We start from the raw sequence: 19,371 nt of genomic DNA, 5'->3' as shown, positions 1-19,371 counted from the left end.
GCCTTCGGTGCGTTGAACGCACCGAAGGCCACATTGGGTGCGTTGAACGCAACCAAGGCCACATTGGGGCGCTTCTCAGCCGGCCGGTGCGGTCGTCACCTCGCCGGGCAGCTTGCGGGCCACGTCCGTCCGCGACCGGGCCCCCAGCTTCCGCAGCACCTTCGCCACGTGCTGTTCCACCGTCCGCGGCGACAGGAACAGGCCGTCCGCGATCTCCCGGTTCGTCCGTCCCTCCGCGAGCATCCGCGCCACTTCGCGCTCCCGTGGCGAGAGCTCGCTCCCGTACCCCCGCCGTCCGCGTTGCGAGGGTGCCCAAGCGCCGTGCTCGCGCAGTTGGTGGTGACAGCGTCCGGCGTCCCGGGTGGCGCCGAGCTGTTCGTACGCCTCGGCCGCCGCGGTCAGCTCGTCGACGGCCTCGCGGTTGCCCGCGGCGAGGCGGCACATCGAGGCGCGTTCCCGCATGGCCGTCGCGGGGTAGGGCATCGGCAGCGCGGTGTAGCCGGCGGCCGCTTCGTCGAACAACGCCGCCGCGGCCAGGTGCTTTCCGCGGGCTTCGAGCAGCACCGCCCGGCCGGCCACCAGTGCGGCGGCCGCCAGTGGCGCGTCACGGCCCTCGATGCCGCGCGCGAACGCCTCGACGACGTTGTCGGCCTCCGGCCAGCGCCCGGCCCGCGCGTACGCCTGCGCCGCCGGCGGGACCAGCGCGGCCGCCCAGATCCAGACGCCCTTGCGTCCGGCCGCGGCCACGGCGGTGTCGGCCGCCGCGCACGCGCCGTCGACGTCGTCGGTCGCGAGCAGCACGGAGATCAGGATCCCGGCGGCCGACAGGACCACCGGGATCGGGCCGCGGTCCGGCGCGTGCACGCTCGCCGCGGTCAGGTGCCGTTGCGCGGCGGCGAACTCCCCGCGCACGGCCGCGAGGCCGCCCAGCACGAGCGAGGACTCCATGACGATCGGGCCGAGTTCGGGATAGCTGTCCCGCAGCTGCTCGGCGGACTCGGCGAGGCCGGTCCAGCGCCCGCGCACCCAGTCGAGCCGGACGCGGGTGCCCTGGATCAGGCCGATCGCGTACAGCGCACCGGTGTCGGTCGCCCGCCGCACGCCCTCGGTCACCAGGCGTTCGGCGCGATCGAGGTGGCCGGCCCAGGACTGCCCGTCGGCCAGGTTGCACCACAGCCGGGCCAGCTGGACGCGCTCGGCGACCGTGCCGACGGTGTCCGGCAGCGCTTCGAACTCCGCCCACGCCGAGCCGTCGCCGACGTGCGAGGCGGCGGCGATGCGGTCGGCGGTCAGCGCCAGCCGCAGCTCCGGGTCGTCGAGCCGTTCGTAGACCTCGCCCGCGCGGGCGCGCCAGGATTCGTGCCACGACAGCGGCGTCAGCCCGTCGATCGGCTGGGCGAGCAGCGTGATCCCGCGGGCGGCGAGGTCCGGCCGGTCGGTCAGCTCGCCGACCGCCCGCTCGACCTCGAGCCGGCCGCGGCCGAGCCCGCCGATGGTCCGGACCAGCAGCATGCCGAGGCTCAGCCGGATCGAGCCGCGGACCGACGGCGGCAGCCGCACCTCCTCGAGCACGCGTTCCAGCGTGCCGAGCACGTCGGGCCGGAACCCCCGCAGCGCGACCTGGCTCAGCTTGCCCGCCACGCGGCCGACGTCGGCCTCCGCGGGACCGGGTTCGGCGAGCACCGACTGCAGGAGGTCGATCGCGCGGGACGTCTCGCCCCGCGTGATCGCTTCGTCGGCGGCCGCCTCCGCGTAGTGCCGCCACTGGTCGACGCGGCCGGCCGCGCGGGAGTGCCGGGCCAGCAGGGTGAGTGGCGGGGACGGCTGCGCGGCGAGCACGCGGATCGCCTGCGCGTGCAGCAAAGTGCGTTCGGGGCCGCGCACCGTGTCGTAGACGGCCTTGCGCGCCAGCGGGTGCCGGAAGCCGTACTTGCCGTCACCGGCTTCGCCGAGCACCCCGGCGGCGAGGGCGGCGAGCAGCGCGGTGCGGAGGTCGTCGCCGGACAGCCCGGCCAGCTCGCCGAGCACGGCGGCTTCGGCGCCGACGCCGAGCACCGCGGCCGCACCGGCGAGCCGGACCGCCTGCTCGGGCAGCTCCGAAAGCCGTTCGGTGACGGTTTCCCGCAGCAGCACCGGGACTTCGAGGTTCTCCAGCAAGCGATCGGAGAGGACTTCCCCGACCGGGAGCCGTTCGGCCGCTTCCTTCAGCGCCCGCAGCGTTTCTTCGACCACGAACGGGATCCCGGCGGTGCACTCGTGCAGCTTCGCCGCGAATTCGCCGGTGACCCGGGGCAGGTCGAGGATGTCGGCGGCCAGCGTGCGCACGGCGGCGACGTCGAGCGCGCCGAGCACGACGTGGGCGGAGTGGACGGCCGGGTCGGCGCGGAACGGCGCGCCTCGTGACACCGTCCCCGCGTCGGCGGCCGACCGGTAGGTGACGACCACCGCCAGCTCCGGCGGCATCGCGCCGGCGAGGAACCGCAGGAGGTCCCGGGTGTCTTCGTCGGCCCACTGGAGGTCGTCGACGAGCACGAGCGTCGGTCCGCAGGCGGCCAGCAGTTCACGCACCGCACGGAAGACGCGGTGGCGCTCGGCGACGGGGTCGGCGAGGGGTTCGGGCCGCGGAGGAAGCGCTTCCGCGAGTTCCGGCAGCAACGGCCGCAGCACGCCGGCGACCGGGCTGAGCGGCCCGAGGGGCGCGTCGCCCGCGGCGCGAAGCGCTTCCAGGACGGGCCCGTAGGGAAACGGTTCCCGCAGCGGCTGGCAGGCCCCGGTGAGCACGCGGCCGCCGTCGAACTCCTTGCGCCGCCCGATCTCCGCGAGCAGCCGGGTGCGGCCCATGCCGGGCTCGCCCTCGACCAGGACCGCGGCCGGGCGTCTTTCGAGCACGTCGACGACCGTGTCGAGCTCGGTGTCGCGGCCGGTCAGCCGGGCGGGTCCGGACCGGACGGAAACCGAGGTGGGGCGGGGGGTGGTCAGCCACATTCGACCCTCCTCGACACACACCGGCTGCCCCGGTGGGCCAGGGGCTCGCCCCCGGCTGGGGCCTGGGGCTCGGCCACTGAGGCAGAGCTGTGCGCGGAGCCTAAGCAGCGTTGATCCGTCCGTAAACCTTTCACCGAATACGTGGCCGGCGCTGTTGTCACACGTCCGCCTACCCGCCGTCACCGGTTTGCTGCGGGAACCGGCGGGATCGGGTCACCGCGCGTACGAAACCCTGGCCGATCGCCCGGTCGAACGTCGGTTAACGCGTTCGAGTCCTGGCGCCAACTACTGAAAGTAGTTCGCGGAAACCCTACTTACGGACCTGTCCGACCGGGTGACCCTGGGGGCTTGAGTCCGGCTGGAGCAGGGGATTCGTCCTCGGTGAATGCGTATACCCATTCGCCGGGTGCCCGGATTGCACCGTAACGCCCACGACGGGCACCCTCACTCGGGGGAGTACCACTGCGTGGCCGATGCGGAGCTGCGCGTAACCACTGTAACCACTTGGGAGAAGCATGAAGATCGCGAGACTTCTCGGTGCCGCTGCCACCGCGGTCGTGGCGACGGGCGCGCTCACCGCCATCGCCGTGCCCGCGTCGGGCCAGGACCTGCTGAACCCGGACATCGTGCCCGCCATGGAGCGGGACCTGGGCCTGACCCACGACCAGGCGCTCACGCGGCTGAAGAACGAGGACGTCGCGGGCAAGGTCACCGCGGCGCTCACCGCGGCACTCGGCGACGCGTTCGGCGGCGCGACCTTCAACGCCGCCACGGGCAAGGCGCACGTCACGACGACGAACGCCGCGCTGGCCGGCAAGATCCGCGAAGCCGGTGCGGAAGCGGAGGTCGTGAAGTTCAGCGCCCGCCAGCTGAACTCCACTGTGGACACCCTGAACGCCGCCGACCGGTCGGCGCCCGCCGCGATCACCGGCTGGGGCGTCGACGACACCGCCAACCGGGTCACCCTGGACGTGCTGCAGGGCCAGCGCGCCGCGGCCGACGCGTTCCTCGCGAAGTCCGGTGTGGACAAGTCGGCGGTGGCGATCCGCGAAACGGCCGCCAAGCCGACGATGTACGCCAACATCCGCGGTGGCGATCCGTACTACATCGGTGGTTCGGCCCGCTGCTCGGTCGGGTTCTCGACGACCACCGGCTTCCTCACCGCCGGCCACTGCGGCGCGCTCACCGGCGGCGGTGCGCTGACCGGGTCGAACGGCGCGTCGCTCGGCAGCTGGATCACCTACCGATTCCCGGGCAGCGACTATGCGGCGGTCCGCACCAACAGCAACTGGACCCCGGTCGCGCAGATGAACAACGGGACCGCGGTGCGTGGCTCGTCGAACGCCGCGACCGGCTCGTCGGTCTGCAAGGCCGGCTCGACCACCGGCTGGACCTGCGGCACCATCGGAGCCAAGAACCAGAGCGTCCGCTACTCCGAGGGCACGGTCAACGGCATGACCGCGACCAACGTCCGCTCGGCGGCCGGTGACTCGGGCGGCGGCTTCATCGCCGGCAACTACGCGCAGGGCCTGCTGTCCGGCGGCAACACGTCCGTGACGTACTTCTTCCCGATCGGCGCCGCGCTTTCGGGCACCGGCACCACGCTGAAGACCAGCTGAGTCCGTACGGAGACAGCGAAAGGGCGGGTTTCGGGCGCCTCCAGCGCGCCCGAAACCCGCCCTTCTTCCTCGCCGCGGGAATGGGAGGTTCAGGGGTCAGACGTTGCTGATCTCCTCGATCAGCCCGTCGACGTCGAAGTGCGCGCTCTCCTCGCCGAGCGGCACCAGTTCGCAGGACGCGTCGAGGAACGTCCGGATGTCTTCGATCTCGAGCTCGAACGACGCGTAGCCGTCCGGTGACTCGATTTCGAGGGTGAGGAAGTCTTCGTCATCGGACAGGTCCGGGCGGATCCGGACGTCACCGAGACCCGCCGGCTCGTCGAGACCGGCCACGAGGAGGTCACGCGCGAAGGTCCATTCGATCCACCGGCCGCGCTCGGTCCGGAAGGCCACGGTCACCGCGAACGGCTCGTGGGCGTGGTAGGACAGGCGCGACAGGACGGGCGTGGTGCTCTCGTTCAGCAACACGAACTGGCTCTGGTGTACGGCGTCGGTGTGCACGGCCCCTCCTGGAGTCTCGCGGTGGTTCGCGCGGCGCGAACTGCTTCGGCAAGGAGATGACCAGGGCCAACGGTCATGACGGAGAAAGCTTCACGTTCACTTGATCGGTTGCATCCGTCCAATGTGGTGTAACACCGGGCACATACCGCTTGCGCTCAGGCGGCCACGGGTGGTGACGGTTCCCGGAGGGCAGCCGGCAGTTTCTTCCGGAGCGCGAGCAGCGCGGGGACGGCGGACGCGCAGGTCAGCGCCAGGATCGACCAGGTCAGCGCGTTGCTCGTGCTGAGCAGGGTGGCCAGCAGCCCCGGCGCGAGCGCGACGGGCAGGCCCCAGGAAAGCTGGAAGATCGAGCTGGCGCGCCCTTCGGCCCCCCGGCGGGGCCGCCGCGGCCGCCGCCGCGGTGGCGGTCGGACCGAACAGCGCCTCCGCGACCGAGAAGCCGAGACTGGTCACGAGGATCAACCCGGTGGCCACCGGCAGCGAGACGGCCTGCAGCGGGATCAACAGCGCGAAGCACAGCGCGAACAGCACGGCGGCGCCGACGAGCCCGGCGGTCCGGCTGCGCCCGGCCAGCAGCGCGACGATCGGCCGCTGGGTGGTGACGACGACCACGGTCCCGGCGGTGATCGCGGTCCCGGCGATCCACTGTGGACCATGCAGCAGATCCCGCACCACGATCGGCAGCACCGAGAACTTGCTGGCGCTGGCCAGGGTGAAGGCCATGTGGGTGACGCAGAACCCGGTGAACGGCCGATCGCCGAGCACGGCCCGCCAGCTGCCGGGCCGGTTCGGCTGCCCGGCTGCGGCACCACGCGCCGGCGGGGCTGGGGTTGGTGAGGCAGGCGAGACCGAAGCTGCCTCGGCGTCGCGGATGCCGCCCCCGCCCGGCCGCGGCAGCAGCCGGATCAGCGCCGCCGCCACCGCGAAGCTCGCCGCGTTCACGTAGGCCAGCACGTGGAAGGCCGCCGGGCTGGTGATCGTCGGCAGCAGCGCCATCGCCGCCGCGCCGATGCCCGCTCCGGCGAACCGGCCGATCGTCTGCGTCGCCAGCACGCGGTCGGTGTCGGCTCCTGCGGTCAGCCGGGCCACCATCGGCGCGTTGCACGTCCAGAACAGCCGGTCGCCGAACCCGGCCACGGCCGAAACCACGATCACCTGCCAGCTGGTGTGCACCAGCGGGTAGGCCGCGAACGCGACCATCCGCACGAGGTTGCCCGCGATGAGCAGGGCGCGCGGGCCGAAGCGGTCCATCGCCGCCCCGGTCGCCGGGCCGGTGACGAGGGCGAGCAGGGCGCCGGTGCTCAGCGACGCGCCCGCGTCCACCAGGCCCATGCCCTGCCCGTGCACGAGGAACAGCAGGGCGAACGGGACCCACAGCCCGCTGCCGAGCGCGTCGATCAACGTCGCGGTCAGAAAGATCCGGAGCACGTTGCGAAGTCCTTCCCCCCGGTGGACAGCGCTCCAGGATAGCGCCGGGTCAGGGGTCGAGCGGCAGGGTGAGCCCCACCTTCACCCGGTCCATCGCCACACTCGTCGTGAAGTGCCGGACGTTCGGGTTTTCGAAGAACATCCGCCGGGTGAACGCCTCGAAGGCCGCCATGTCCGGGCACGTCACGATCAGCACGAAGTCGGCAGTGCCGGTGACGTAATAGCACTGCTGCACGGCGTCGTCGGTCAGGACCTGGCGGCGGAACCCGTCGAGGACCGCGAGGTTCTCCCGCTCCATCTCGACCGTCACCACGAACGTCATGCTCAGCCCGAGCGCCTCCGGCGACAGCACGGCCACCTCGCGCTCGATGACGCCCGCCTCGCGCAGCCGCTTGATCCGCCGTTGCACCGCCGCGGCCGAGAGCCCGACCTTCGCGCCGATCGTCTCGGCGATCGTGCGGGCGTCCGCCTGGAGGCAGGCGAGGATGGCGATGTCCAGCGCGTCGAGGTCGGGTGTCCGCACCCCAGCAGGCTAACCGGCACCCCCGACAATCCGCCCGGATTGACCCCGCAGTGACGTCGCTCACTACTCCGTCCGACGGGAAGATGAAACAACTTCTCAAGTGAGCTGCACCACAACTGGCCGGTCTACCAGGGGGTAGCCCATAGAAGTGGAAGACCAGCCGGTCGCTCCGCCAACCCGCCGGCGTGGGGAGGCTCTCCCGTGCCCGCACCTGCCGCCGTGTTGACCGGCCTCGGTTCGTGGTTGCCGACGAAAGTCCTGGACAACCACGAGATCGCGGCCCGGCTCGACACCTCGGACGAGTGGATCCGGACCCGCACCGGGATCCGCGAGCGCCGCGTCGCCGGACCGGGGGAGTCCACTGTGGATCTCGCGGTCGGGGCGGGTCGCGCCGCGCTGGGGGGCACGTCCGCCGACGCCGTCGTCCTCGCGACCTCCACCCCCGACCAGCCCTGCCCGGCCAGCGCGCCGCAGGTCGCCGCCCGGCTCGGCCTCGGCACGGCCGCGGCGTTCGACGTGAACGCCGTGTGCAGCGGCTTCGTCTACGCGCTGGCCACGGCCGCGGGCTTCATCGCGGGAGGGCTGGCCGAGCGCGTGCTCGTGATCGGCGCCGACACCTTCACCACGCTCATCGACCCCGCCGACCGCACCACGGTCCCGATCTTCGGCGACGGTGCCGGCGCGGTGCTCCTGCGCGCGGGCGACGCGGGTGAGCCCGGCGCGCTCGGACCTTTCGACCTGCACAGCGAAGGCGAGCACGCCGGCCTGCTGTGGGTCGAGGCCGGCGGTGCGCGGAAGCGGCTCTCGGAGCACCCGGCCGACCGCTTCCTCGCGATGCAGGGCACCGCGGTGTTCCGGCACGCCTGCGCGCGCATGGCGGAATCGTCGCGCACCGTCCTGGAGCGCGCGGGCTGGATGGTCGGCGACGTCGACCGCTTCGTCGGCCACCAGGCGAACATCCGGATCCTCCAAGCGACGGCGAAGCAGCTCGGGATGCCGGCCGACGCGGTGGTCGCCAACATCGACCGGGTCGGCAACACCAGCGCCGCGTCCATCCCGCTCGCCCTGGCCGACGCCCACGCCGACGGCACGCTGGTCGCCGGCCACCGCGTCCTGCTCAGCGCGTTCGGCGCGGGCCTGACCTGGGGCTCGACGGTGCTGCGCTGGCCCGATCCGGGTCAGCTGGCCTGAGGATCCGGGCCGGTCGTCCAGGTCGGCGTCGCCTCCTGGCGGCCGCGCAGCTCCAGCTCACCGTGCTTCTCCCAGTGCGCGCCTTCGCTCGGCAGCGCCGCGGAGACGACGGCGTCGCTGGCCAGAACCCGTGACGGCACCGCCTTGGCGAGCTCGGTGAGCCGGGCAGCCTCGTTGACCGCGTCGCCGATCACGGTGTACTCGAGCCTGCTGCTCGAACCGAGCTGCCCGGCGAACACCGGACCGCCCGAGACGCCGATGCCGAGGTCGAGTTCGCCGGCCTCGCGCACCGCGTCCCGGATCGCGCGGGCCGCCGCCAGCGCGGCCGTCGGCGCGTCCGCGAGCCGCGTCGGCGCGCCGAAGATGCACAGCGCGGCGTCGCCCTGGAACTTGTTGACCAGGCCGCCGCGGGCGTTGACCGCCGAGACGACCACGGCGAACAGCCGGTTCAGCTTGCCGACCAGTTCCTCCGGCGGGGTGCGGTAGGCCAGCGCGGTCGAGTCGACGACGTCGACGAACAACGCTGTGACCTCGCGGACGTCACCCGAAAGCGAGGCGCCGTACTCCAGGGCGTGCCGGGCGACATCGGCACCGACGTGCCTGCCGAACAGGTCCCGCATCCGCTCCTGCTCGCGCAGGCCGGCGGCGAGCTGGTTCACCGACGTCTGGAGCAGGCCGATCTCACTGGAGTCGTCGACGTCGACCGTGACGCCGGTGTTGCCGCGCGCGATCTCGTCGAGCGCCAGCCGCAGCCGGTGCAGGGGCGCCGCGACCGCCCTGGCCAGCAGCGCCGTGCCGATCGCGCCGACGCCGAGGCCGATCACCGACAGCATGATGAGGCTCGCGGTGTGGTCGCCCGAGCCCAGGTCCGGCGGTGTGGCGATGAGCAGCACGCCCACGAACGGGACCCCGCTGGCCAGCGCCCAGGTGACGATCAGCCGGGTCAGCACGGTCACCGGCAGCGAGCCGCGCGGCGGCAGTACCCCCAGCGCGATCGTCATCACCGGCCGCGCCACCCACTCGGCCGCGAGGTAGGTGAGCCCGACGGTGGTGAGCCCGCCGAGCCCGATCACCGTCGCCATGCCCCCGGCGTCGCCCGGGGAGCCGAGCACGCCGGCGAGCACGGTGAGGACCACGGTGCCGATCAGCCAGAGCGTGCCGCTGACCACCGCCATGTCGACCGGCAGCCGCAGCGCGCGCCGCGCCTCGCTCACCGACGGCGGGCGGCCGAGCACGAACCAGATCGCGGTGCGGCGCTGCAGCCACGCCGTCCACAGCGTCCCGACGAGCAGTGCCGCGGCGACGATGCCGGCCGCCGTCAGGCCGAGCACCCAGCCGCGGTCGCCGACGTCGCTGGGCAGGCCCTGCAGCACCAGCAGCAGCGCGACCACGCCGGAGCCCGCGACGCTCGAGCCGACGCCCAGCCCGGCGAAGCCCAAGCTGGTGCGCAACACCACCCGGAAATTCCCCACGGCGATCCTGCGCACGGCGTTGATCGTACGGGGGAAAAGCCGAGGCCACCTCCGGTGTCAGTGCTCCTCGGCGGCGTAGTCGTGGGCGTACGTCTTCGCGTCGACCAGGTGCTTGAGGGTCAGCTCGCGGGCGGCGGCCGGGTCGGACCGGCGGATGGCGTCGAGGATGGCGCGGTGGTCGGCGACGGCCTTGCGGATCTGCCCGGGCAGCCGCAGCGCGGTCCGCCGCTCCTCGCCGACCAGGGCGAGCACCGACCGCAGCAGCCCGGCGACGTCGTCGTTGCCCGCGTTCTGCGCGATCACCCGGTGGAACTCCGCGTCGGCGGCGATGACGTGCAGCATGTCCCCGTCCTCGGCGGCCTGCGCCATCTCGGCGACGTTGTCCTCCAGCCGGCTCAGGGTTTTCGCGGTCGCGTGCCGGGCCAGCCGTTCGGCGAGGGTCGGCTCGACGGTCGCGCGCAGGTCGAAGAGCTTCTCGACGAGCTGGTCGTGCTCGGTGAACCAGGTGCGCAGCGGCTGTTCCCGCGGTTCGCGGACGTAGGTGCCGGAGCCGGCGCGGATCTGGACGTACCCGATGGAATCGAGGACGCGCAGGGCCTGCCGCAGCGAGCCCCGGCTGATCCCGAGCTCCTCGCACAGGACGCGCTCGGCGGGCAGCCGTGAGCCCGGCGGCAGGTCGCCGGAGTCGATCCGCGCCCGCAGCCGGTCGACGGTCGCGCTCCAGACCTGCTCGGTGTCCACGGGCTCATCCTCTCAGCTCACGGAATTGCCGGGGGTGGCTGTCATGATCGAGACCATGGAGATCTTGCGGGCCTGGGTGCGCGGCTGGGCGGTTTCGCGGGCGACGCCACCACCGGTCGACGAGCCCGACGGCCACCGCGTCGACGTCGGGCTGCCCGGCCACCGGGTGCGTTACCTGCTGCGCTCGCCGGCCACGGTGGCCACCCGGGCCGCGGCGGTGGCGTCGCCGGGCACGTGGCTGAAGACGTGCGGCTCGCGGTCCGCCGTCTTGGCCGGCCTGACCCCGGCGTGGACAGCGGGGGAGACGGAGTACCTGATGGCGTTCGAGGGGCGCGTGCCCCCGGTTGCCGTTCCCCTGCCGTATTCGGTGACGGTGACCGGCGACGGACCGGCGTGGGACGTGCTGGTGTCGGCGGGCGACGCCCCGGCGGCCCGCGGCCGGGTCGCGGTGGTGGACGGCGTCGCGGTGTTCGACAAGATCGAGACCCAGCCGGAGCACCGGCGCCGCGGCCTGGGCCGGGTGGTGATGCACCGGCTGGGCGTCGCGGCCGGAGCCCGTTCGGCCGTGCTGCTGGCTTCCGCGCCCGGACGCGGGCTGTACAGCACGCTCGGCTGGCGGGTGGTGTCCGACGTCGTCCCGGCCCACGTCCCGGAAGGAGCGGCATGACGGCGCGATTCAAGGACCTCGCCCTGGACGCGAACGACCACCAGGCCCTCGCGGACTGGTGGTGCCGCGCGCTCGGCTACGTCCGCCGCGACTCGCTGACCGGCGGCACGCGCCCGGCCGACTGGCCGGTCCCGATCGCCGACCCGGCGGGCAAGGGGCCGCTGATCTGAGTTCTGCGTCTTCGCCCCGGAGGTGACTGTCTGACCTGACACATCCGCGTCGCGGGAGCGCGCCACGGTGCTTAGGCTCCGGACGTGATTGCTTCATGACGTGGTGGCACGCGCTGATCATCGTGGTCGCCGGGATCTGGGCGGGGACCATCAACGCCGTCGTCGGGTCGGGGACGCTCGTGACCTTCCCCGTGCTCGTCGCGCTCGGCTATCCGCCCGTGACCGCCACGACGTCCAACGCGATCGGCCTCGCGCCCGGGACCCTCAGTGGCGCCTGGGGGTACCGGCACGAGCTCAAGGGTTACTGGCGGCAGACAGCCAAGTTCGCCGTCGCATCCTTCCTCGGGGCCATCGGCGGCACCATCCTGCTGCTCTCCTTGCCGAAAGACGCCTTCGAAGCCGTCGTCCCCGTGCTGGTCGGCTTGGCCGTGGTCCTCGTGATCGTCCAGCCGAAGGTGTCGAAGTGGGTCGCCGAGCGGCGCGAGCAGAACGGCACCGAACACAAACCCGGGCCGCTGCTGATGTTCTTCATCTTCCTCATCGGCATCTACGGCGGGTACTTCACCGCCGCGCAGGGCGTGATGCTGATGGCCGTGATGGGGATGCTGCTGTCGGAGCCGCTGCAGAAGCTCAACGGCGTGAAGAACGTGCTCGCCGCCGTGGTCAACGTCGTCGCCGGGCTGATCTACGCGTTCGTCGCGCCGATCAGCTGGGCCGTCGTGCTGTGGCTGGCCGTCGGCTCCACCGCCGGCGGTTTCCTCGGCGCGAAGATCGGGCGGAGGCTGCCGCCGGCGGTGCTGCGCGGCGTGATCGTGGTGATCGGCGTCGCCGCCGTCGTCCAGCTGGTGGTCAAGCAGTTCGCGAAGTGAATTCGCGCGCCGCGGCCAGGAACAGGTCGTTCTCCTCGCGGGTTCCGATGGTCACGCGGACGCCGTCGCCGGCGAACGGGCGCACCACCAGCTTGCGGTCCAGCGCGTGCTCGGCGAACGCGGTGGCCTGGTCACCGAGCGGCAGCCAGACGAAGTTCGCCTGCGTCTCCGGCACCCGGTAGCCCGCTTCGAGCAGCGCGTCCCGCACCCGCCCGCGCTCGGCGACGATCTCCTTGCAGCGGTCCAGCAGCTCGTCGGCCGCGTCGAGCGAGGCCAGCGCGGCCACCTGGGCCAGCATGTTCACCGAGAAGGCGACGTACACCTGGCGAAGCGCGTCCGCGATCGGCTCGGGGGCGACCGCGTAACCGACGCGAAGGCCCGCGAGGCCGTACGCCTTCGAGAACGTGCGAAGCACCATGACGTTCGCCCGGGTGCGGGTGTACTCGACGCCGTCCGGCACCTCGGGGTCGGTGACGAACTCCTTGTACGCCTCGTCCAGCACGACCAGCACGTGCTCGGGCACGGCGGCCAGGAACCGCTCCAGCTCCGCGCGGCGCACCGCCGTCCCGGTGGGGTTGTTCGGGTTGCAGACGAAGACCACGCGCGTCCGGTCGGTGATCGCGGCGAGCATGGCGTCGAGGTCGAGCTCCTGGCCCTCGGTGATCGGCACCTTCACCGGGACGGCGTTCGCGACCTGCGTGACGATCGGGTACGCCTCGAAGGAGCGCCAGCCGAAGATGACCTCGTCGCCGGGGGCGCACACGGCCTGGATCGTCTGCTGGCACAGCGAGACCGAGCCGCAGCCGATCGCGACGCGCTCCACCGGCACGTCCAGCTCGCGCGCCAGCCGCTCGCGCAGCGCCTGGGAACCGGTGTCGGGGTAACGGTTGATGTCCGCGGCAGCCGCGGCGATCGCCTGCGCGACGCTCGGCAGCGCGCCGCCGGGTACCTCGTTGCTCGCCAGCTTGATCGCGCCTTCGATCGTCCGGCCGGGGACGTATTTCGGCAACGATTCGAGATCGGCACGCGGGGACACGGACGGCATCTTCGGCGCTCCTGGAAATCGACGGGACAACCCGGCCACCGTAGCTTTTCCGGCCGCCCCCTCGCGACTGCCAATCCGGCCGGTAGCCGGCGTGGTGACCTGCGACACGGGGTTCCTCCCGTTCACCTGGAAGTGATTGAGTGACGCAATGACGTCGACCAGCACCCTGGAGTACCAGCGCACCGACGGCCGAGCACTGCGCCTGACCTTCTCGGAACCCGAAGGCGCGCTACGCGGCGGTTTGGTGGTGCTGCACGAGGCGGACGGCGTCACCGACGGCGTGAAACTGCTGCTCGCCAGTCTCGCCTCGGAGGGCTGGCTGACCGTCACCCCGCACCTCGAGAACGAGCGCCTCACGCAACAGGACCTGCTCGACGCGACGGACCTGACCCTCGCCTGGCTCGTCGAGCGCGGCGTCGAAGCCGACCTGCTCGGCGTGATGGGCTTCGACCTGGGCGGCACCGCGGCCCTCGTCGTCGCTTCGCACCGCAAACTCGGCGCGGCCGTCAGCGTCGGCGGCCAGCAGGTCGCCGAGCTGCCCGCGCTGGTCGAGGTCGCCGGGCGGCTCACCAGCCCGTGGCTCGGCATGTACGGCGACGCCGGCGACGAGGCGGGCGGGGCCGACGTCGAGCGCCTGCGCGACGCCGCGGCGTCGGCGAAGGTCGCCACGAACGTCGTCCACTACCCGGGTGCGAACCACCGCTTCGACGCCGACCCGGGTGCGGCCGCGGAGGCCTGGCAGCGCACGCTCAACTGGTTCGACGCGCACCTGCGGTAGGCGTGGGTGACCACCACTTCCGCGGGCGGTTCCATGTCGGTTCCGACCACGGTGACTTCCTGATCCGAAGGATTAGGCTCGGGGCGTGACGCACACCGCCGACGCCCCCGAGGTCCTCTGGCGCCCCGAGCCGGGCCACGTTGCCGACACCAAGATCGACGCCTTCCGCCGGTGGCTGCGCGCCGAGCGCGGCGTGGAGGTCGACGACTACCGGTCGCTCTGGGAGTTCTCCGTCGAGCGCGGCCCGGAGTTCTGGGCGGCGGCCGCGGACTTCCTCGGCGTCCGCTGGCACGACCAGCCGGGTGCGGTGCTCACCGGCGGGATGCCGGACGCCGTCTGGTTCGAGGGCGGCACGCTGAACTACGCCGAGCACGCGCTCACCCCCGGCGTCGCGGGCGCCGCGAAGGCCGACGACGAAACCGCGGTCATCTTCCACCGCGAAGACGGCTTCGCGAACCACCTGACTTACGGCGAGCTTCGCGCGCAGGTCGCCGCGGCCCGGGCGGCGTTCCTCGAACTGGGCGTCGGCAAGGGCGACCGGGTCGTCGCCTTGGCGCCGAACTGCCCGCAGACGCTGGTCGCGTTCCTCGCCGCGGCCAGCATCGGGGCGATCTGGTCGTCGTGCTCGCCCGACTTCGGGGTCCGCGCGGTCGCGGACCGCTTCGTGCAGATCGAGCCGAAGGTGCTCTTCGCGGTCAACGCGTACGCGTACAACGGCCGCCAGTTCGACATCCGGGCGACGATCGCCGATCTCCAGCGGCAGCTGCCGTCGCTCGCCGCGACCGTGCTCGTCGAGTACGTCGGCGAAGGCCGGATGGACGGCGCTCTCGACTGGGACGAACTGCTCGCGAAGCACGCGGGCGCGCCCCTGCTGTTCGAACCGGTCGAGTTCGCGCACCCGCTGTGGGTGCTGTACTCCTCCGGCACCACCGGCCTGCCGAAGGGCATCGTGCACGGGCACGGCGGCATCACGCTCGAGCACCTCAAGGCCCTCGCCCTGCAGACCGACCTCGGGCCGGGCGACCGGTTCTTCTGGTTCAGCACCACCGGCTGGATGATGTGGAACTTCCTCATCTCCGGCCTGCTGGTCGGCACCACGGTCGTGCTCTACGACGGCAGCCCCGGGTGCCCGGACCTGAACGCGCTCTGGCACCTCGCCGAGCAGCACCGCGTCACGTACTTCGGCACGTCGGCGCCGTTCATCCAGAGCTGCCTCAAGGCCGGCATCGAGCCCGCCGGGCGCTACGACCTGACCGCGCTGCGCGCACTGGGCTCCACCGGCGCGCCGCTGAGCGTCGAAGGCTTCCGGTGGATCGTGGACGAGGTCGGGAAGAGCGTGCAGATCTGCTCGGTCTCCGGCGGCACCGACCTGTGCGCCGCGTTCGTCGCGTCGGCGCCCGACGTGCCGGTCTGGCTCGGCGAGCTGTCCTGCCCGGCGCTGGGCGCGGCGGTCAGCGCGTTCGACGAAGCGGGCCGGCCGGTCGTCGAGGAGGTCGGCGAGCTGGTGATCACGAAGCCGATGCCGTCGATGCCGGTGTTCTTCTGGAACGACCCCGACGGCTCGCGGCTGCGCGAGGCGTACTTCGAGATGTACCCGGGTCTGTGGCGCCACGGGGACTGGATCCGGATCACGAACCGCGGGTCGGCGGTGATCTACGGCCGCAGCGACTCGACGCTCAACCGCGGCGGCGTCCGGATGGGCACGGCGGAGTTCTACCGGGTCGTCGAGGGCTACGACGAGATCGCCGATTCGCTGGTCGTGGACACTTCGGCGGCCGGCAACGAGGACGGTCAGCTCATCTGTTTCGTGGTGCTGGCGGACGGCGTCCGGCTGGACGACGTCGAGCCGGCCCTGCGCAAGGAGCTTCGTAGCGCGCTGTCACCGCGTCATGTACCCGATCGGTTTGTCGTGGTTTCCGAGATACCTCGTACCTTGAACGGTAAGAAGTGTGAAGTACCGGTGAAGAAGATCCTCGCCGGTGTGGCTCCCGACCGGGCGGTCAGCCTCGATGCGCTGGCCAACCCGGCAGCGCTGACGCCGTTCGTGGAGCTCGCCGGGGGGTAGATGGGGGAAGCATGATCAACCACGGCGGGTTGCACAGGTGGTGACGGGAACACGCGCGCAGATCACCTGGAAGGTGGCGGGCGCCACGACCGTGGGGGTGATCACCTGGGTGACCCGGCTGGCGGGGCTGATGACGCTCGGGTCGATCCTGATCCCGGCGGGGCGGCGCAGCCTGCGCGGGCACCTGGCCGAATGGCTCGAGCTGCCGCAGGAGGCCACGGTCGCCGCGGCGACCGTGGCGCTGGTCATGGGTGTGCTCCTGGTGCTGCTGGCCGCGGGACTCCGGCGCCGCAAGCGCCGGGCGTGGCAGCTGGCGGTCGGCGCGACGGTGCTGCTCACGGTGTCGCACCTCGGGCTGAAGCACGTCTTCGGCGCGGGCCTGGTGTCGGTGGTGCTGCTGGTGGGCCTGATCGCGAACCGGCGCTACTTCATCGCGAAGCCGGATCCGGTGGCCGGGCGCTGGCGGGCCGTGCGCGTGTTCGTCCAGCTCGCGCTGGCCGGGTTCGTGATCAACGTCATCCTGCTGTCGGTCGCGCCGCGGGCGGTACTGGCGCCGATGGGGTTCGGGGACCGGCTGGCGGAGGCCGCGCTCGCGCTGGTCGCCGCCAGCGGGCCCGCGGTGTTCCACCAGATGTGGCTGGAGGACCTCACCGCCGCCGTCGGCCTGCTGTTCGGGCTCGCGGCGGTCCTGGTGTCGGCGTACTTCCTGCTGCGCTCGGCCGAGCCGGCGCCGCGGCTGACCGACGAGGAGGTCGCCCGGCTGCGCCGGCTGCTCGACGAGCACGGCGGCCGCGACTCGCTCGGCTACTTCGCGTTGCGGCGCGACAAGTTCGCGGTGTTCTCGAAGACGGGCAAGGCCGCCGTCACCTACCGCGTGATCGCCGGCGTCGCGCTCTGCTCGGCCGACCCGCTGGGCGACCACGAGGCGTGGCCCGGCGCGATCGAGGAGTACCTGGAGGTCTGCCGCTCGGGCGGCTGGGTCCCGGCGGCGATGGGTGTCTCGGAGCTCGGCGCGACGGTCTGGGCCCGGTTCGGCCTGGAGGTCCTGGAGATCGGCGACGAAGCCGTCGTCGACGCCGCCGGGTTCACCCTGGACGGCCGCAGCATGCGCGGCGTCCGCCAAGCGGCGGCCCGCACGAAGCGCGCGGGCTACAAGGTCCTGGTGCGCCGGGCGGAGGACCTGCGCCCCGGTGAGCTGGCCGAGCTGGAGGTCCTGGCCGCGAACTGGCGCGGCACGGACACCGAGCGCGGCTTCTCGATGGCGCTGGGCCGCATGGGCGACCCGGGTTCGGTACTGGTGACGGCCGAGCAGGGCGGCCACGTCCGCGGCGTGCTCCAGTTCGTGCCGTGGGGCACAACGGGACTCTCGCTGGACGTCATGCGCCGCGACCGCACGGCCGACAACGGCGTCAACGAGCTGATGATCTCCGAGCTCCTCCTGGCGGCCGGCCGCCACGGCGTCGAGCACGTCTCCCTGAATTTCGCCGCGTTCCGGGCGTTGATGGAACAGGGCCAGCGCATCGGCGCCGGGCCGGTCGCCCGCATGTCGGCGAAGGTGCTCCACTTTTTCTCGCGCTGGATCCAGATCGAGACGCTGTACCGGTTCAACGCGAAGTTCCAGCCGCGCTGGGTGCCTCGCTACTTGGTGTACCCGGGAGTGCGCGAACTCCCGCGCGTCGGCATCGCGACGTTCGAGGCGGAGGGACTCGGCGGACGCTCTCCGCGCCTGCTCAGACTGCTGCGCCGGGCGTGAGGGGGGTGCCGTCGGAAGGGGTTCGGAGGGTGTGTAACCTATCTGAGCAGTGGTCGTTGGGCCCAGGAGGCTTCGCCTAGTCTGGTCTATGGCGCCGCACTGCTAATGCGGTTGGGGGTAACCCCCCCTCCCGGGTTCAAATCCCGGAGCCTCCGCTGGTGCCCGGTTCGCCGGGTGCTAGGTTACAACTGAACACGCGCCCGTAGCTCAGCTGGATAGAGCATCTGACTACGGATCAGAAGGTCAGGGGTTCGAATCCCTTCGGGCGCACGTCTGGTTGAGACAGCAGTACACAGGCCCAGTGCCTCCTTCAGGAGGCGCCGGGCCTGTTTTGCATTTCGCTTCTTTCCGGCGCAGACACCTTGGTTCGTCGGCAGTGTCCAAGCGCTGCAGCACACCGGGGGCGGGTTGTCGCTCGGTTCGTGGCGCCGGCGCGTGCGCGAGCGGGTGAGTGGGGACAACCGTCTGCGGGCGGCCGTGCAGACGCTGATGACCGTGGCTCCGCACGCCGCTTACTTCCCGGATTTCCTGACGCCTTGCGCGGAGGTGCCCGATGTCGAAACGGGCGCCGAACTGGTCCTGGCGACGCCGTCTCGGCGTCTGCGGGCGGAGATCGGCAGGCTGGCGCCCGTCGATGGGCCGGGGGCGACGTTATTGGGCGAACTGGCCCGTGGGAAGCCGGCCGCGTTGTGGCACCTGCGGCGGGCTTTGCAGCTGTACTGCAGATCGCTGATCGAGCCGGACCTCGAAGTGCTCGACGAGGGGCTGCGCGTCGAGTGCGCCGGCGGCGTCCACCGCTACCTGCACGCCGGCCCCGAAGGGCTGCTGCGGTGGCTCGGACCGGCCACGCGCTGGCAGCCGCCGGTGCTCGTGGTCGACTACCCGGTCGATCGCGACCTCTTCCTCGACGGTCGCGGGCTGGCGCTCATCCCCAGCTACTTCGGGGTGTACCACCCGGTCGCGCCGGCGGATCCCCGGCTGCGCCCGGTCCTGGTGTTCCCGATCCACGCCGGCGCCGGCTGCCGGCCGGCCGGCACGGCGGCGACCACGTGAGCGCGCTGCTCGGCACCACCAGGGCCACCATCCTGCGCTCGGCCGTCACCGGCTGCACCACCACCCGGCTGGCAAGGCGGGCCGGCGTCGCGCCGGCGACCGTCAGCCACCACACGAACGTCCTGCGCGACGCGGGGCTCATCACCACCGACCGGCACGAAAACCTGGCCACCCACCTCATCACGCCGCTGGGGCTGGCCGTGCTCGGCCCGGGCCGGGGAAGTGCTCAGACCCTGCTCGAAGCACACCGTTCGCCCGGGGACGCGGTGGAAGGGTCGGCTGCGTTGCTGGTGGTGGGCGGCACGGCCGCGAGTGCCGCGGAATCCGCGGACGTGGCCAGGCCTTCGGCCGGTACCCGTACGTGCGGTCGAACCACGTCCTCTGCTGATCACTTCGCCGAAGGAGCGGGAGCGGCGGGGGGGGGGGGGGGGCGGGGGCGGGGGCGGGGGTGGGGGGGGGCTTGGGCGGTGAGTACGCGGGGCGCCCCCCGCGCCGCGAGGATTAGCAGATA

The 19,371-nt window shown here is 72.3% G+C and carries 17 protein-coding genes and 2 tRNA genes; 12 read left to right on the top strand and 7 right to left on the bottom strand.

Going from position 1 to position 19,371, the window contains the following annotated elements; genetic code table 11:
* Positions 1–75 precede the first annotated feature (75 nt).
* Positions 76–2,985 (bottom strand): AAA family ATPase, encoded by a 2,910-nt coding sequence (locus AB0F15_RS42580; protein ID WP_360283180.1) that lies wholly within the window; start codon positions 2,983–2,985, stop codon positions 76–78.
* 515 nt (positions 2,986–3,500) lie between these two features.
* On the opposite strand from AB0F15_RS42580, the gene AB0F15_RS42575 reads away from it, so the two are divergent.
* Positions 3,501–4,604, top strand: a complete 1,104-nt coding sequence (locus AB0F15_RS42575; RefSeq protein ID WP_360283178.1) for a S1 family peptidase — start codon at positions 3,501–3,503, stop codon at positions 4,602–4,604.
* A 96-nt stretch (positions 4,605–4,700) separates the two neighbouring features.
* Here AB0F15_RS42575 and AB0F15_RS42570 read toward each other — a convergent pair whose 3' ends face one another.
* From AB0F15_RS42570 to AB0F15_RS42560, 3 genes are all read right to left on the bottom strand, one after another.
* Complete coding sequence (locus AB0F15_RS42570) at positions 4,701–5,105, bottom strand: SsgA family sporulation/cell division regulator (RefSeq protein WP_360283176.1); 405 nt, start codon at positions 5,103–5,105, stop codon at positions 4,701–4,703.
* Between the two features lie 96 nt (positions 5,106–5,201).
* Entirely contained in the window at positions 5,202–6,533 is a 1,332-nt protein-coding gene (locus AB0F15_RS42565) for an MFS transporter (RefSeq protein ID WP_360283174.1), read from the bottom strand.
* Positions 6,534–6,582: 49 nt separating this feature from the next.
* The gene (locus AB0F15_RS42560) at positions 6,583–7,056 is read right to left on the bottom strand and encodes an Lrp/AsnC family transcriptional regulator (protein WP_360283172.1); all 474 of its coding nucleotides are present in this window, start codon (positions 7,054–7,056) and stop codon (positions 6,583–6,585) included.
* Between the two features lie 201 nt (positions 7,057–7,257).
* Between AB0F15_RS42560 and AB0F15_RS42555 the strand changes: the two genes are divergently transcribed.
* The gene (locus AB0F15_RS42555; protein WP_360283170.1) at positions 7,258–8,247 is read left to right on the top strand and encodes a beta-ketoacyl-ACP synthase III; all 990 of its coding nucleotides are present in this window, start codon (positions 7,258–7,260) and stop codon (positions 8,245–8,247) included.
* On the opposite strand, the gene AB0F15_RS42550 is transcribed toward AB0F15_RS42555, so the two are convergent.
* A complete protein-coding gene (locus tag AB0F15_RS42550) occupies positions 8,235–9,734 on the bottom strand; it encodes an adenylate/guanylate cyclase domain-containing protein (protein ID WP_360283168.1) in 1,500 nt (499 codons plus the stop codon). The two genes, AB0F15_RS42555 and AB0F15_RS42550, sit on opposite strands and share 13 nt — an antisense overlap.
* 42 nt (positions 9,735–9,776) lie before the next feature.
* Positions 9,777–10,460 carry a FadR/GntR family transcriptional regulator gene (locus AB0F15_RS42545; protein ID WP_360283166.1) on the bottom strand — a complete coding sequence of 228 codons (684 nt, stop codon included), beginning with the start codon at positions 10,458–10,460 and terminating at the stop codon, positions 9,777–9,779.
* A gap of 43 nt (positions 10,461–10,503) precedes the next feature.
* Between AB0F15_RS42545 and AB0F15_RS42540 the strand changes: the two genes are divergently transcribed.
* The 3 genes from AB0F15_RS42540 (at position 10,504) to AB0F15_RS42530 (ending at position 12,166) form a co-directional block, all read left to right on the top strand.
* Positions 10,504–11,127: a GNAT family N-acetyltransferase gene (locus AB0F15_RS42540; protein ID WP_360283164.1), complete on the top strand. Its 624-nt coding sequence runs from the start codon at positions 10,504–10,506 to the stop codon at positions 11,125–11,127.
* Positions 11,124–11,297 (top strand): hypothetical protein, encoded by a 174-nt coding sequence (locus AB0F15_RS42535; RefSeq protein ID WP_360283162.1) that lies wholly within the window; start codon positions 11,124–11,126, stop codon positions 11,295–11,297. Before AB0F15_RS42540 ends, AB0F15_RS42535 begins: the two co-directional genes overlap by 4 nt.
* 95 nt (positions 11,298–11,392) lie before the next feature.
* Entirely contained in the window at positions 11,393–12,166 is a 774-nt protein-coding gene (locus AB0F15_RS42530) for a sulfite exporter TauE/SafE family protein (RefSeq protein WP_360283160.1), read from the top strand.
* On the opposite strand, the gene hisC is transcribed toward AB0F15_RS42530, so the two are convergent.
* On the bottom strand, positions 12,147–13,211 hold the full coding sequence (gene hisC / locus AB0F15_RS42525; RefSeq protein ID WP_360283158.1) for a histidinol-phosphate transaminase: 1,065 nt from the start codon (positions 13,209–13,211) through the stop codon (positions 12,147–12,149). The two genes, AB0F15_RS42530 and hisC, sit on opposite strands and share 20 nt — an antisense overlap.
* Before the next feature lie 148 nt (positions 13,212–13,359).
* Here hisC and AB0F15_RS42520 point away from each other — a divergent pair, with 148 nt between their 5' ends.
* The 7 genes from AB0F15_RS42520 to AB0F15_RS42490 all read left to right on the top strand — a co-directional run.
* Positions 13,360–13,989: a dienelactone hydrolase family protein gene (locus AB0F15_RS42520; protein ID WP_360283156.1), complete on the top strand. Its 630-nt coding sequence runs from the start codon at positions 13,360–13,362 to the stop codon at positions 13,987–13,989.
* Positions 13,990–14,074: 85 nt separating this feature from the next.
* Positions 14,075–16,054 (top strand): acetoacetate--CoA ligase, encoded by a 1,980-nt coding sequence (locus tag AB0F15_RS42515; RefSeq protein WP_360283154.1) that lies wholly within the window; start codon positions 14,075–14,077, stop codon positions 16,052–16,054.
* Positions 16,055–16,091: 37 nt separating this feature from the next.
* The gene (locus AB0F15_RS42510) at positions 16,092–17,807 is read left to right on the top strand and encodes a phosphatidylglycerol lysyltransferase domain-containing protein (protein WP_360283152.1); all 1,716 of its coding nucleotides are present in this window, start codon (positions 16,092–16,094) and stop codon (positions 17,805–17,807) included.
* 65 nt (positions 17,808–17,872) lie between these two features.
* A tRNA-Ser gene (locus tag AB0F15_RS42505) sits at positions 17,873–17,962 on the top strand.
* A 41-nt stretch (positions 17,963–18,003) separates the two neighbouring features.
* Positions 18,004–18,077, top strand: a tRNA-Arg gene (locus tag AB0F15_RS42500).
* A 219-nt stretch (positions 18,078–18,296) separates the two neighbouring features.
* The gene (locus tag AB0F15_RS42495; protein ID WP_360283150.1) at positions 18,297–18,860 is read left to right on the top strand and encodes a hypothetical protein; all 564 of its coding nucleotides are present in this window, start codon (positions 18,297–18,299) and stop codon (positions 18,858–18,860) included.
* Positions 18,857–19,371: winged helix-turn-helix domain-containing protein (locus AB0F15_RS42490; protein WP_360283148.1), on the top strand; the 515-nt coding region annotated here is incomplete at its 3' end. The genes AB0F15_RS42495 and AB0F15_RS42490, both read left to right, overlap by 4 nt.

The organism is Amycolatopsis sp. NPDC026612 (assembly GCF_040638285.1).
In the GTDB taxonomy this organism is placed as follows: Bacteria; Actinomycetota; Actinomycetes; order Mycobacteriales; family Pseudonocardiaceae; genus Amycolatopsis.
This window is presented reverse-complemented; position numbering and strand designations above follow the sequence as displayed.

Bases quoted from the DNA above. Each gene is read 5' to 3' on its own strand.
- AB0F15_RS42580 (WP_360283180.1), bottom strand. From the start codon at position 2,985: ATGTGGCTGACCACCCCCCGCCCCACCTCGGTTTCCGTCCGGTCCGGA.
- AB0F15_RS42575 (WP_360283178.1), top strand. From the start codon at position 3,501: ATGAAGATCGCGAGACTTCTCGGTGCCGCTGCCACCGCGGTCGTGGCG.
- AB0F15_RS42540 (WP_360283164.1), top strand. From the start codon at position 10,504: ATGATCGAGACCATGGAGATCTTGCGGGCCTGGGTGCGCGGCTGGGCG.
- AB0F15_RS42535 (WP_360283162.1), top strand. From the start codon at position 11,124: ATGACGGCGCGATTCAAGGACCTCGCCCTGGACGCGAACGACCACCAG.
- AB0F15_RS42530 (WP_360283160.1), top strand. From the start codon at position 11,393: ATGACGTGGTGGCACGCGCTGATCATCGTGGTCGCCGGGATCTGGGCG.
- hisC (WP_360283158.1), bottom strand. From the start codon at position 13,211: ATGCCGTCCGTGTCCCCGCGTGCCGATCTCGAATCGTTGCCGAAATAC.
- AB0F15_RS42520 (WP_360283156.1), top strand. From the start codon at position 13,360: ATGACGTCGACCAGCACCCTGGAGTACCAGCGCACCGACGGCCGAGCA.
- AB0F15_RS42495 (WP_360283150.1), top strand. From the start codon at position 18,297: ATGACCGTGGCTCCGCACGCCGCTTACTTCCCGGATTTCCTGACGCCT.